At 71.8% G+C, this 12,457-nt stretch carries 10 protein-coding genes; 2 read left to right on the top strand and 8 right to left on the bottom strand.

Annotated features, from left to right (window positions below; translation table 11 throughout):
• Positions 1–37: 37 nt before the first annotated feature.
• The 7 genes from E1262_RS11110 to E1262_RS11080 are packed head-to-tail and all read right to left on the bottom strand — an operon-like array spanning position 38 to position 8,630.
• On the bottom strand, positions 38–928 hold the full coding sequence (locus tag E1262_RS11110; protein ID WP_132103203.1) for a proline iminopeptidase-family hydrolase: 891 nt from the start codon (positions 926–928) through the stop codon (positions 38–40).
• Positions 925–1,845, bottom strand: a complete 921-nt coding sequence (locus E1262_RS11105; RefSeq protein ID WP_132103202.1) for an ATP-binding cassette domain-containing protein — start codon at positions 1,843–1,845, stop codon at positions 925–927. The genes E1262_RS11110 and E1262_RS11105 overlap by 4 nt, the downstream gene beginning before the upstream one ends.
• A complete protein-coding gene (locus tag E1262_RS11100) occupies positions 1,842–2,867 on the bottom strand; it encodes an ABC transporter ATP-binding protein (RefSeq protein ID WP_132103201.1) in 1,026 nt (341 codons plus the stop codon). Before E1262_RS11100 ends, E1262_RS11105 begins: the two co-directional genes overlap by 4 nt.
• Positions 2,868–2,883: 16 nt before the next feature.
• Positions 2,884–3,900 (bottom strand): ABC transporter permease, encoded by a 1,017-nt coding sequence (locus E1262_RS11095; RefSeq protein ID WP_132103200.1) that lies wholly within the window; start codon positions 3,898–3,900, stop codon positions 2,884–2,886.
• Entirely contained in the window at positions 3,897–4,751 is an 855-nt protein-coding gene (locus tag E1262_RS11090; RefSeq protein WP_203453764.1) for an ABC transporter permease, read from the bottom strand. Before E1262_RS11090 ends, E1262_RS11095 begins: the two co-directional genes overlap by 4 nt.
• A 9-nt stretch (positions 4,752–4,760) precedes the next feature.
• Positions 4,761–6,389: an ABC transporter substrate-binding protein gene (locus E1262_RS11085; RefSeq protein ID WP_132103199.1), complete on the bottom strand. Its 1,629-nt coding sequence runs from the start codon at positions 6,387–6,389 to the stop codon at positions 4,761–4,763.
• 12 nt (positions 6,390–6,401) lie between these two features.
• Positions 6,402–8,630, bottom strand: coding sequence for a M14 family zinc carboxypeptidase (locus E1262_RS11080; RefSeq protein WP_162605867.1), 2,229 nt, complete (start codon positions 8,628–8,630; stop codon positions 6,402–6,404).
• Positions 8,631–9,061: 431 nt separating this feature from the next.
• Here E1262_RS11080 and E1262_RS11075 point away from each other — a divergent pair, with 431 nt between their 5' ends.
• The gene (locus tag E1262_RS11075) at positions 9,062–11,365 is read left to right on the top strand and encodes an ATP-binding protein (protein ID WP_132103197.1); all 2,304 of its coding nucleotides are present in this window, start codon (positions 9,062–9,064) and stop codon (positions 11,363–11,365) included.
• Here E1262_RS11075 and E1262_RS11070 read toward each other — a convergent pair.
• Positions 11,263–12,132 carry an IclR family transcriptional regulator gene (locus E1262_RS11070; RefSeq protein ID WP_132103196.1) on the bottom strand — a complete coding sequence of 290 codons (870 nt, stop codon included), beginning with the start codon at positions 12,130–12,132 and terminating at the stop codon, positions 11,263–11,265. The genes E1262_RS11075 and E1262_RS11070 overlap by 103 nt on opposite strands.
• Positions 12,133–12,214: 82 nt before the next feature.
• Here E1262_RS11070 and E1262_RS11065 point away from each other — a divergent pair.
• A partial coding sequence (locus tag E1262_RS11065) for an aromatic amino acid lyase (protein ID WP_162605866.1) occupies positions 12,215–12,457 on the top strand: 243 nt, incomplete at its 3' end.

Raw genomic sequence — 12,457 nt, 5'->3', positions numbered from 1 at the left:
GTCCTCTCCTCGGGGATGACGGTGTGGCGTGTGCCGGTCACGATGCGTCGATGCCGCTCAGAAACGTCTCGACGGCTTCGCAGAAGGCATCGGGGTCCTCGAACCACGGCGTGTGCGAGCCGCCGTCGACGACCACGCAGCGCGCACCTGGAACGGCCGCCGCCATGGTCTGCGCGATCGCCGGTGAAGCCATGTCTTCCGAACCGGTGATCACGAGCGTGGGAACCGCGATGCGGTGCAGCCGGTCGAGCACGGTCCACCCGCGCAGCCGTCCGGTCATCTCGAAGCTGCGCCCGCCTGGGCCCCACATGATCCGGCTGACCTCGGGATTTCCTCCCGCCCGAGCGCGCCGGATGGCGTCTGGAAGCGGGCGGAGGCGGCACGTGAAGACGTCCAGGTACTGCTGGTACGCCGCGGCGTACTCCGGGTCGTCCGTCGTGCCGCCCTGCTCGTGCCGGTCGAGCACGGCCTGCGTCGCCGGCGGCAGGCCCCGGCGGATCCGCATCCCCTCCGCCAGATACATCTTCGCATCGGGCGCGGTGTCGGCCAGCACGATGCCGCGCAGCCCCACGGGATCGCCGAGCGCGTACTCCTGCACGACCCACCCGCCGTAGCTGTGCCCGAGGAGCGCCACCTCGTCGAGGCCGAGCTCGTCGCGGATCGTGTCGATCTGCGCGTGGACGAGTTCGTTGCTCCACAGGGAGGGATCGGCAGGTCGGCTGGATCTGCCGGACCCGAGCTGGTCGAAGAAGATCACCCGCCGGCCGTCATCGGCGAGGCGTTCGAGCGGTTCCAGTACGTCATGGGAGACCGAGCCGGGACCGCCGTGCAGGCACAGCAGCGGGGTGCGGGAGCGGTCGTGGCCGACCCATCGCGTGTAGACGTGCCACCCGTCGCCGAAGGGCACGAGCCGTTCACCGCGCGTCATTCCCTCACCCACCGATCCGGGACCACCTCACGGAGCTCCCCGCGCGCGTCGGCGATCGGGCCGGCCACCCCAGGCGCCCTACCATGGAGCGCCTCGCGACGTCCACGCCCCGGGAGCGCGTCGAGCAGTTGCCTGGTGTACGGGTGCCGGGGCGACTCGAGCACGTCCGCCGCTGCCCCGATCTCGACGAAGCGCCCCCGCTGCATCACGGCGACGCGATCGCACAGGTAGCGGGCGATCGCCAGGTCGTGCAGCACGACGACGTAGGTCAGCGAGAGCCGGCGCCGCGTCTCCCGGAGCAGGTTGATGATCTGGGCCTGCACGGAGACGTCCAGCGCCGACACCGGCTCGTCCAGCACCACCAGATCCGGGTCGAGGATCAGCGCGCGGGCGAGCGCGATGCGCTGCCGCTGCCCGCCGGAGAACGCGTGGGGCCGTCGCCGCCCGGCCGTTGGGTCGAGGCCGACCAGGGTGAGCAGGTCGTCCGCCCGCTGCTCGCGGTCGCGCCGGCTGGTCGCGGTGTGCGCGGTCAGCGGCTCGCCCACGATCTCGCGCACCGTCATTCTCGGGTCGAGGGACGAGTACGGGTCCTGGAAGAGGATCTGCATCCTGGCGCGCAGCTTGCGCATCGCCGCCTCCGGCAAGTCCAGCACGTCCACGCCGTCGAAGCGCACCGACCCCGAGGTGGGCGCGATCAACCGCAGGAGGCAGCGCGCGAGGGTCGACTTTCCGCTGCCGGACTCGCCCAGCAGGCCGAAGATCTCGCCGCGCGCGACGTCGAAGCTCACGTCGTCGACGGCGCGGACTGGCTCGCCGGACCGTCTCGATCCGGTCGTGAAGACCTTGGTCAGTCGGTCCACCTCCAGCAGCGGCGCGGTCAGCGCGGGCCGGCGCCCAGCGGTGAGTGGTGCGGTCATGGCGTCGTCTCCATCGTCAGCCGGTGCTGTTCGCCGGCGAAGTGACAGCGGCTGACCCACGCGGCGTCACCGACCACCGCCGTCATCGCCGGTGACTCGGACCGGCACCGCTCCCGCTCCCGGCCGAGCACGCAGCGCGGCGCCAGCGCGCATCCGGTGTGCTCGACGGCGAGATCCGGAGGAAGACCCTCGAGAGATCGCAATGGCGCCGCACGGTCGGTGTCCAGCGACGGCACCGACACCATGAGGGCGGCCGTGTAAGGGTGGGCGCTGCCACTCAGCAGCTGCTCTCGCCGTCCTCGCTCCACGACCTGGCCGGCGTACATGACCTGCACCGTGTCGCAGAAGTCGGCGACGAGGTCCATGTTGTGGGTGATCAGGACGACGGCGGTGCCGCGCTCGTCCACCACCTTGTCGATCAGCCGCATGATCTGCGCCTGGGTGGTGACGTCCAGGGCGGTCGTCGGCTCGTCGGCGATCAGCACGTCCGGGGCGTTGGCGAGGGCGACGGCGATCATCACCCGTTGCCGCATCCCGCCGGACAACTCGTGGGGGTAGCGGCGATAACAGTCGGCCGGCCGTGGCAGCTCCACGTCGTCGAGCAGCTCGATGGCCGCCTGCTTGGCCGCCGCCCTGCCGACGTCCTGGTGCATGGTGATCGCCTCGGCCAGCTGCGGCCCGATCCGGCGGACCGGGTTCAGCGCGGTCAGCGGATCCTGGAAGACGACGCTGATCTCCTTGCCGCGGATCCGGTTCAGCCGGGCCTCGCTCAGCGTGCGCAGGTCCCGCCCGTTCAGCCAGACCTCTCCCGCGACGGTGCGCCCCGGGGGCTCGATCAGCCCCAGGATCGACAACGCGAGAGCCGACTTCCCGGAGCCGGACTCGCCTACGATGCCCAGCCGCTCGCCGCGACGCAGCTCGAACGACACGTCCCGGACGGCACGCACCTGTCCACGGTCTGTGGCGTACTCCGTGCTCAGTCCCCGCACGGTGAGCACCGGCTCCGGCTCGACGTCGGTCATGGTGTCCCCTCCCCGCTCATGTGGCTCGCACCCGGACCCGCGGGTCGGCGACGCTGTACAGCACGTCGGTCACCACGGTCGCGGTGACCGTGACGAACGCGCTGAGCATGATGAACGCCTGCACCACCGCGAAGTCCTGCTGCAGGATGGCGTCGGTCACCAACCGGCCCACGCCGGGCCAGTTGAACACGGTCTCGGCCAGCACCGTGCTCGTGAGCAGCTCGGCGACGATCAGTCCGCTCGCGGTGATCGCCGGAAGCAACGCGTTCGGCAGCACATCACGGGTGACGACCGCCCAACGGCCACGTCCCTTGCTGCGGGCCACGAGCGCGTAGGGTTCGCGCACGAACTCCAGCATGCTCGCCCTGATCATCCGGACCAGCCAGGCGTACAGGACGAACCCCAACGTCAACCCCGGCAGCAGCACGTGCTGCACAGCGTCCCACCACGTCGACCACTGCCCGGCCAGCAGCGCGTCGACGAGGTGGAACCCGGTGACCCGCAGCGGCGCGGCGACGCCGGGAGACAGCCGGCCCTCCGGACCGGGGAGGACACTCAGCCGCTCGAAGAACACGATCAGCGCCAGGAGACCCAGCCAGAACGGCGCGGTGCCGAGCCCCACGTACGACGACGCCCTGACCAGTCCGTCGACGACGCCGCCACGCGACCAGGTGGCCAGGACCGCACCCAGCACCGAGGCGGTCAGTGCGGTGCCGACCGCCACGAACGCGAGCTCCAGCGTCGCCGGCAATGCGTTCACGAACTGGTCGAACACCGGCTCGCCACGAGAGTAGGAGAACCCCCAGTCGCCGGTGACGAAGTCGCTGACGTACATCAGGTATTGCCGCCAGATCGGCTCATGGAGGCCGAGCGCCTGCCGCTGCAGCTCGACGGCCTCGTCGCTGGCGTGTTCGCCCGCGATCAGGCGCGCCGGATCTCCGGGGAGCAGCCGCATGAACACGAATCCGGCGATGGACGCGCCGACGATGGTCAGCGCCGCGCCGAGCGCCCGGGTGAGCAGGAACCGGCTCATCCGCGGCTCCTGCGGCCGGCCAGCGCACCGCGCGGGTCCATGAGGTCCCGGATCCGGTCGGACAGCACGTTGGTGCAGACGACCAGGGTCAGCATGCCCAGGCCGGGGAACAGGGCCACCCACCAGGCACCGGCCAGGGCCGGTTCCATGCCTTCCGTGATCATCGCGCCCCATTCCGGTGTCGGAACCTGTGCGCCCAGCCCCAGGAAGCCGAGTGCCGCCACGGCGAGCACCACCGACCCGTAGGCCGACGTGGCCTGGATGATCAGCAACGGCAGCAGGTGCGGCAGGACGTGCTTGCGCACCAGGTCCAGCCGCGGCAGCCCGATGGCCCTGGACGCCTCGATGAGCGGCAGCGCCGTGATACGCAAGGTCTCCGCCCTGGCGACCCGGGCGACCCACGGCACGACCGAGAGGGTGACGCCCACCGTCGCCGAGCGCAGCCCGGTTCCGAGTCCAACGGTGACGGCCATGGCGAGGAGCAGGGCGGGGAACGCCATGAGCACGTCCATGATCCGCATCAGCACCTCGTCGACCCACCCGCGCAGCAGCCCGGCCGTCACGCCCACGACCATCCCGGCCAGCGATCCGATCGTGACGGCGACGAGCCCGATGAGCAGCGAGATCCGGGCGCCGGCGGCGAAGCGGGCCAGAACGTCCCGGCCCACTCCGTCGGTCCCCATCGGGTGCGTCCACGACGGTCCTCGCATCGTCGCGGCGAAATCGGTCGCGGTGGCGTTCCACGGCCACAGCAGCGGCAGGGCGACGGCGGCGACCACGATGAGGCCGAGGCCCACCGCCGCGATGCCCGCGCCCGGGCCCCACCGCTGCCACGTACGTCGCAGTGCCACGGCGATCCGTCACTTCCAGCTGTAGAAGTTCGGGTGGATCGCATAGTGCACCGAGGTCATGGACTCGTCGATGACCACCATCGCCGGGATCGACCAGAACTTGAGCTTGGGCGACGCCGCCACCCAGGCCTGCATCACGGCGTCCCAGTGTCCCTGACGTTCAGTCTCGTCCAGGGTCTGGCGCGCCAGCGCCCAGTTCTCGTCCGCCTCGGGGACGCAGATGCCGGTGATGTTCGCCGGGGACTCGCACGACATGTCGTAGGCGAGGAAGTAGCCCGCATCGACCATGGCCGGCCCGCCGGCGATGACAATGGCATCGTAGGCGCCGCTGTCGAGGATCGCCGCGCGCTCCGCCGGTGGGATCTCCCGGATCGTCACCGCGACGTCGATCTCGGCGAGGACGCTCTGGACAGCCGTGGCGAACTCGGCGAGCTCCTCCTGCCCGGCCGGGATGGACAGCTCGAACTGCAGTGGCAGGGTCACGCCGGAGTCCTCGAGCAGCTGGCGCGCCCGATCCGGGTCGTACGGGCGCTGCTCGCTCAGGTCGGGGTTGAATCCCGGCATGTCCGGCGCCAGCGGCCCGTAGAACGGCTCTCCATAGCCGTGGCCGACCGATGCCAGCATGTCCTCGTACGGGAAGGCGTACGTCAGCGCTTCTCGCACCAGCGGGTTGGCGAACGGCTCGAACTCCCAGTTGAGGGCGATGTCGAGCGCCAGCGCCGACGAGAACGGCACGACCGTGCAGCAGGGGTCCTCCTCGAGGCTGCGCGCCGCCGCCTTCGAGATGCCCACCGTCACGTCGGCGGTCCCGTTGCGGGCCTGGAGCAGCATGGTGGAGGTGTCGGTGATGAAGTTGACCTCGATCCGCTCCGACGCCGGCGGGTCGCCGTAGAAGTCCGGGTTGGCCACCAGCGTGGCGCTCCGCCCGGGCTCGTACTCCTCCAGGACGAAGGGACCGGTGGCACCGGCTGAGTGGTTGGCGAAGTACTCGTTGGCCGCTCCTTCGACGATGCCGCCGTTGGCCTCGATCACCTGAGGGTCGACGACGGCCGCGGCCGGCTGGGCCAGCGCTTGGAGGAAGTTCTGGTTCGGCTGTCGCAGCGTGATCCGCAGGACCGTCGGCTCGACGGCCTCGATGCTCGAGATCAGCGGCGGATCGACGAACTGGTCGTTCAGGTACCGGTTCCCACACAGGCCCATGGCCTGCGTCCGGTCGAGCGAGTATTTGACGGCGGCGGCGTCCAGCGGCTCGCCGGAGGGGAACGTCAGACCGTCGGGCAGCGTGAACGTGTAGACCAGGCCGTCGTCGCTGATCTCCCACGACTTGGCCAGGGAGGGCTCGAAGCTCGACGGGTCGAAGGTGGTCGTGCCCTCGGCCGGGCCGGGCAGGGTCGCATAGTCGACCAGCCGGGCGTACAGGTTGTCGGCCAGATGCATGTCGTTGACCCCGCACGCGGCGGCCGGGTCGAGCGTGGTGGGCGCCCCGAGGATGTTGACCACGAGCGGTCCCTCGCGGTCTCCCCCGCCGTCCCCCGTCCCGTCCGATGCCGGCGTGCTCCCGCTGCCGCACGCCGCCGCGACGAGCGCGGTCATGGCGAGCGTTGCGGCGAGCAGTGGTCGGATGCGTACGTTCCTCATCGGTATCGCCTCCTAGGTCTGTGGTGTGGCGCGGTCGTCGAAGCCATCCCAGGTCGCCACGGCGCGCAGGATGGCGTTCCCCAGTAGCCGCGCGCTGCGTCGCGCGATCAGCCGATGCGTGGGGTCGAATCCGAACAGCACGACGCGTCCGGCGCCGGCGTGTCCCTCGATGATCGCCGCGGCGTCGACGGCGACGCCGCTGGAGTAGCCGGCCAGCCGGCGAACGGACGGGGGATGGACGAACGCGGTACCGGCGGGCACCCGGACCGAATCACCGAGGCCCGCGAAAAGCACCCGGCCGGTGGCATCGGGCCGCACCGTCGCCATCGACACGTCGGGCCGGAGATCGTCGGCGCCGACGTCCAGGAGGTGCGCATGGTCGCGGGTGGCCAGCCAGCCACCTCCGGCGTCGATCCCGATGAACGTGCCCCCGGCATCGATGAAGGAACGGATTGCCGACACGCCGTCGCCGGCCAGGCCTCCGTCGTCTCCCGGCGAGTCCCACGGAAAGCGGCGCAGGAGGTCGTCGTCGCTCCAGCCGCGCAGGATTTCGCGCACGTCGCCGGCCGGGACGATCAGGACGTCGACATCGTCCAGCGCTCCGGAGACGATGTCGCTGGCCCGCAGCAACGTCGCCGGGAACTCGCCGTCCCGCAGATACCACCGGACCCGCCCGAGCCCGCCGGCGCGACCCGCGTCGCGCACTCCAGGGCCGGCATACACGCCGACTCGAGGGGACCGAGCGAGGTACCCCATACCTGCGCCGTGGATCGATGACTCGTTGATCGTCTCCAGCGCCACGGCACGCACCATCTCGACGACGTGGTGTTCGGCCGGCGGGACCGACGCGACGAAATCACCGCCGGCCAGCCAGCCGACCCGAACGCCCGGTGTGCGCAGCAGACGGTTGACCGCGGCCATCGCGCCGGAGCCCGAAAACGTCACCGTTTCCGGCCCGCTCGGTGTCCCGGCCAGGCGCCGTGCACCGTCCGGTGCCGCGCTGTCCGCGCCGCGAGCCGGCGGCCCGGCCGGCGACCGTTCGGACTCTCCCTGGCCGTCTCCCCGTTCGTGGACGACCAGTCCCATGGCGATGACCAGGGACCCGTCTCCCCCGCGCTGAGGCGAGAGCAGGAGGTCCGCGAGGCCCTTGAGGGCCTGCCGCCGCGGCACGACGAGCGTCCCGCCGGGATCGGTGGGATGCTCGACGTGGACGCCGGCACCCTCGAGCAGCGACACCGCGTGACGCACCACCGCCGGGTCCTGGTCTGTGGGGATCAGATAGCGGCCGGCCGCGTCGTGGTCCAGCGCCCGGCGCAGCACATCCACGCGGGTCCGCACCAGGTCCTCCCCCGCATCGCCGGCGACGTGCATGAGGATCGCGCGTCCGGCGATGCGCTTCTGCTGGTTGCGGTCCTCCCAGGACTGGGTCCCCGGCGACCGGGCACTCACCGTCTGGACGGCGACGACCCCTGACAGGGCCATCGCGGCCCGCAGGCCGGCCTCGGGTGCGACACGCGCGGCATTGTCGCCGGCGAACGACCATGCGTGGCGCCCCGTGGGCTCGTGGAGGACGTCATATCCGGCAGCACGCCAGGCGGCTGCGATGGCCGCACCGACGCGCTGTTCGGCCCGCGCCGTCGGCGCGGCACCGGGATCGACCACGCGAAGGGGTGGCGCGACCGCGACCTCGGTGTGAGTCCGGCCCAGGCTGGCCCCGTCCTCCTGCACCTCCCAGACCAACAGCGGCTGCCAGTCGCAGATCACCGACTTCACGGCCGACGTCTCGGGCTCGTCGGAGTGCAGGTACTCCCTCGTGACGCCGATGCCGTAGTGGTTGCCGTCCCCGGACCGGCCGCTGCTCAGCGGGTGGTTCGTCCACTCGCGCCGGCTTCGCTCGTAGCCGTCCGGCGACACAACGGGCATGATCAGCACGATGACCGAGCGCAGGGCCGCGCCGGTCTCGGGAGCGTCGTCGCTCGCCAGCTCCTCGGCCAGCTCGAGCAGCGCCTGCACCTGCGATGCCTCGGACCCATGGTCGTTTGCGAGGAACAGCACCGGTACGGGGACTGGGCGGCCGGTCGGCGGCGGCCCGGCCAGGTGCTGGTGCCGGATCGTCTCCAGCTTCGCGATGTTCTCGGCGCTGGAGACGGCGAGCAGCGGGATCGGGCGCCCCTCTTGGGTCGCGCCGACCACCCGCACCTCTACCCGCGCCGAGCCGCCCAGCTCCTGAACCCGTCGCATCAGCTGCACGTGCGAGATCAGGGCCGCCCCTGGTGGCTGGGACAGCTCTCGCCGCACCCGCAGGCGCGGCGACGCTGCCTCCGCGCCCGGCATGAGACGCGACGGCGCATCCTGTGCCGGTGGTGGACCGAGGTGTTCCATGCGCACGAAGCCTCTCGACGCCCGGATGAAGGGTGGTCGCAGCATCGTGCTCGTCCGGACGGCTCGCCGGTATAGCCGGAATGCACCACCGTGACACCCGGACCCCACACATGGGCGATGGTGCGTTCGCCCCATCGGCGCCTCCGGCACCGCGAGACGTCGCCCGCCCGACCCGGAAGTGCGATACTGCGGTTTCGCCTGCCGGGGGCGCCGACGCCAGGACACCGAAGGACACGCCGACGACCGGGGACCGCACGTATCACGCCGCGCTGCCGCGACCGCTCACTCCGATGTTCGGCCGCGCGGACGAGCGCGCCGCCATCCACGACCTGGTCCTCGACGGCGCACGCCTCGTCACGATCACCGGAACGGCCGGTGTGGGCAAGACGCGGCTCGCCATCGCGATCGGCGAGGCGTCGTCGGCCCGATACGGCGGCCGGGTGCGGTTCGTCGACCTGGCAACGGTGACCGATCCGGGGCTCGTCGTCCCCACAGTAGCCGCGAGTCTGGGGCTCGCCGTTCCTCATGGCGCGGGCGGCGCTCTGGACGCGTTCATCGGCGCGTCGCCGGACACGCCGCCGACGCTGGTGATCCTGGACAACTTCGAGCAGGTCGTGGCCGCCGGGCCGGATCTGGCCTACATCCTGGCGTACTGCTCGTGGCTGCAGATGCTCATCACCAGCCGGGAACGTCTGCGGCTGCGCGGCGAGCACGAGATCGAGCTGCTGCCGTTCCCCGTCCCTGCGGCGACGCCAGATCTCACCGTCGCCGCGGCGCGCACCAACCCGGCTGTCGCCCTGTTCGTTCACAGCGCCCGCGCGGTCCAGCCGCACTTCGACGTCGACGACACCAACCTCGGCACCGTCGTCGAGCTGGTGCGCCGGTTGGACGGCGTGCCGCTGGCCGTCGAGCTGGCCGCCGGCCACCTGAAGGTGCTGTCGACCGCCGAGATCCTGAACCTGCTCCGGCAACGGCTCGACGCGCTGGCCGCGGGGCCGCGTGACCTGCCGGAACGGCAGCGAACCCTGCGGTCGGCCCTGGACTGGAGCCATCGGCTGCTCGACGCCGGCGAAGGCCGCCTGTTCCGCACGCTGAGTGTGTTCCGTGGCGGCTGCGACCTCGCGTCGCTGGCCGCCGTCGCCGGCGTCCGCGACACCGCTGAGGTGCTGCCGGCCGTCCAGAGCCTGCTCGACAAGAGCCTGGTACTGCGAGTCTCGGTCGGCGACACTCCTCGGCTCGCCATGCTCGAGTACGTCCGGCAGTACGCCGCCGAGCAGTTGGAGCGAGCCGACGACGCCGAGACCGTCCGCGCCGCACACGGCGCACGGTTCGCCGCACTCGCCGTCGAGCTCGGCTCGGCGCACGGCGGCGCCCAAGGTGGCCAGGGACGACGCCTCGCCAGGCTGGAGGCCGACCACGACAACTTCCGTGCGGCCTTGGAATGGGTTCTCGCCCAGCCCGGCCGAAACGGGGCGTCGATGGCGCTCACGATGAGCGTCGCGCTCGCCGAGTTCTGGTTCATGCGGGGCTACTTCGACGAAGGCGCGCACTGGTTGCGTGCCGCGATGTCCACGGCCGGCCCCGATGCCCCGCCCGGCCTGCTCGCCGCCGCCTCCGCCGCGGCCGGGCGTATCGCGTTCGGCCAGGGGCGCTACGACGAGGCCAGCGCGTGCTACCAGGACGCCATCGATCGGGCCGGCCACGCCGACCTGCCCGCCGAGCGGGCCGCGGCGCTGACCGGTCTCGCGGAGGTCCACGCGTATCTCGGCGTGTACGGCCCGGCGCTGGACCTGCTGAAGGAGAGCCTCGCCATTCGCGAGCGCATCGGCGACATCGCCGGCCGGGCCCGTGCCACGAACAGTCTCGCGCTCCTCTACCTGCACCAGGGCCGCAACGAACAGGCGCTGGAGCTGTTCGAGCGCGGATTGGAGTTGTTCGGTCAGCTCGACGACACCTGGGGCATGGCGTGGAGCATGAGCAACGCCGCCGACGCCGAACGCGCGCTCGACCGGCCGGTGGAAGCGGTCGAGCACTATCGGCGCGCGCTGGATCTGGCGGCCGAGATCGGCCTCAGCGCCGCCGTGGCGGCGGCGCTGGAGGGCCTGTCCGCCCTCGACGTGCACCAGGGCCGGTTCGAGGCTGCCACCATGCGGTATGCGGCCGCTCAGGCGGTACGGCAGTCGATCGGGTCGTCCACGTCACCGACCAGGCGGGCCACCCTGGAACGCCTGGTCGGCACCGCCCGCGCGGCCCTCGGCGACGAGCGGTTCACGGCGGCGTGGGAGCGCGGCCGGGCCACGGCGCCGGCCAGCCTCGCCGAAACACCACCAGACGCTGCGCCACCGGTCGCCGAGGAATCGGCACCCGACGCCCTACTCAGCCAGCGCGAGCGCGAAGTCGCCCTGCTCGCCGCGCGCGGTCTGACCAACCGGCTGGTGGCCAAGGAGCTGGGCATCTCCGAGAACACCGTCGGGCGGCACCTGGAGAACATCTATCGCAAGCTCGCCGTCCGGTCCCGCACGGAACTGGCCGCCTGGGGGTACCACGGCGGCCTTCCGGAGCTCTCCGCCGCCGAGACCGACACCACCCGCTGAGACGAGCCGCTGAGCCGGCGGGACAACTCGGTGGCCGTCGCGGCCACGCGGCCGGCCAGCCCCTCCCACGGCGGCTCCCCCGCCGTCGAACGGTCGAAGGTGAGGGCGATGGCGGCGACCGGGTGCCCTGTGTGGTCGCTCGCGGCCACGGCGACCGAGGCGAAGCCCGGCGTCACCGCGCCGTCCTCGACGGCGAAACCGTGTCGCCGCACCTCGACCAGCAGTGAACGCAGCTCCCCGGGCCTCGTCGGGCCGGCGCCGTGCCGGTCGACGAACGACGTCGCGTCAGGGAAGAGCGCGCGCACCTGCGCCGCAGGCAGTGCCGCCAGTATCGCGCGGCCGCTGGCCGTGAGGTGCGCCGGCAGCCGTACGCCGACATCGGTCACCAGCGACGGACCGCCTCGAGCACGTTCCTCCACGAGGTAGAGGGCTTCCCGGCCGTGGAGAACGGCCAGGTGCGCGCCGTGACCGGTCGAGTCGACGAGCGCGGCGAGCAGTGGCCGTGCCATCCGGGTGAGCGGAGCCTGCTTCGTGTACGCCGCGCCCAGCTCGTACACCCCGACGCCGAGCCCGTAGCGGCGTTCCTCGGGCAGATGCACGACCAGGCCCGCTCGCTCCAGCTCGGTGAGCAGGTGGTACGTCGTCGAGCGAGGCAGGCCGAGCGCCTCGGCGAGCGCCGACGCCGGTGCCGGTCCGCCCAGCGTGGCCAGGTGCTGGAGCAGGGCCACCCCGTGTCGGAGGGCCGGAACGCGGGTGCTTCCGCCCATCGGGTCTCCTTGTCTGGGATCACAGACAGTATCGCGGCCAAGCCGGTTCCGCGGTGTCGCTGCCGTGCGCTGCACTGTCGGCATGACGGCTATCACGGCGAGGCGGGTTGTGGTGGGCACCGGTCCGGTGTCCTTCGACGAGATCGTGGCGGTGGCCCGCGGCGGCGCCGGCGTCGAGCTGGGCGCCGACGCGCGGGCGGCGGTGGCGCGCAGCCGCGAGGTGATCGAGAAGCTCGCCGTCGCGGACCTGCCGTACTACGGGGTGTCGACGGGGTTCGGGGCGCTGGCGACCAGGCACATCCCGGCGGAGCGGCGCGCGGGACTG

It is taken from the genome of Jiangella aurantiaca (genome assembly GCF_004349105.1).
In the GTDB taxonomy this organism is placed as follows: Bacteria; Actinomycetota; Actinomycetes; order Jiangellales; family Jiangellaceae; genus Jiangella; species Jiangella aurantiaca.
The sequence above is the reverse complement of the archived record's forward strand: the minus strand, read 5'-3'. Positions and strand labels throughout refer to the sequence as shown.

Excerpts from the sequence above, each read along its gene's own strand:
- E1262_RS11075 (WP_132103197.1), top strand. The coding sequence starts at position 9,062 with ATGTTCGGCCGCGCGGACGAGCGCGCCGCCATCCACGACCTGGTCCTC.
- E1262_RS11105 (WP_132103202.1), bottom strand. The coding sequence starts at position 1,845 with ATGACCGCACCACTCACCGCTGGGCGCCGGCCCGCGCTGACCGCGCCG.
- E1262_RS11085 (WP_132103199.1), bottom strand. The coding sequence starts at position 6,389 with ATGAGGAACGTACGCATCCGACCACTGCTCGCCGCAACGCTCGCCATG.
- E1262_RS11095 (WP_132103200.1), bottom strand. The coding sequence starts at position 3,900 with ATGAGCCGGTTCCTGCTCACCCGGGCGCTCGGCGCGGCGCTGACCATC.
- E1262_RS11100 (WP_132103201.1), bottom strand. The coding sequence starts at position 2,867 with ATGACCGACGTCGAGCCGGAGCCGGTGCTCACCGTGCGGGGACTGAGC.
- E1262_RS11070 (WP_132103196.1), bottom strand. The coding sequence starts at position 12,132 with ATGGGCGGAAGCACCCGCGTTCCGGCCCTCCGACACGGGGTGGCCCTG.
- E1262_RS11110 (WP_132103203.1), bottom strand. The coding sequence starts at position 928 with ATGACGCGCGGTGAACGGCTCGTGCCCTTCGGCGACGGGTGGCACGTC.
- E1262_RS11080 (WP_162605867.1), bottom strand. The coding sequence starts at position 8,630 with ATGCGACGGGTTCAGGAGCTGGGCGGCTCGGCGCGGGTAGAGGTGCGG.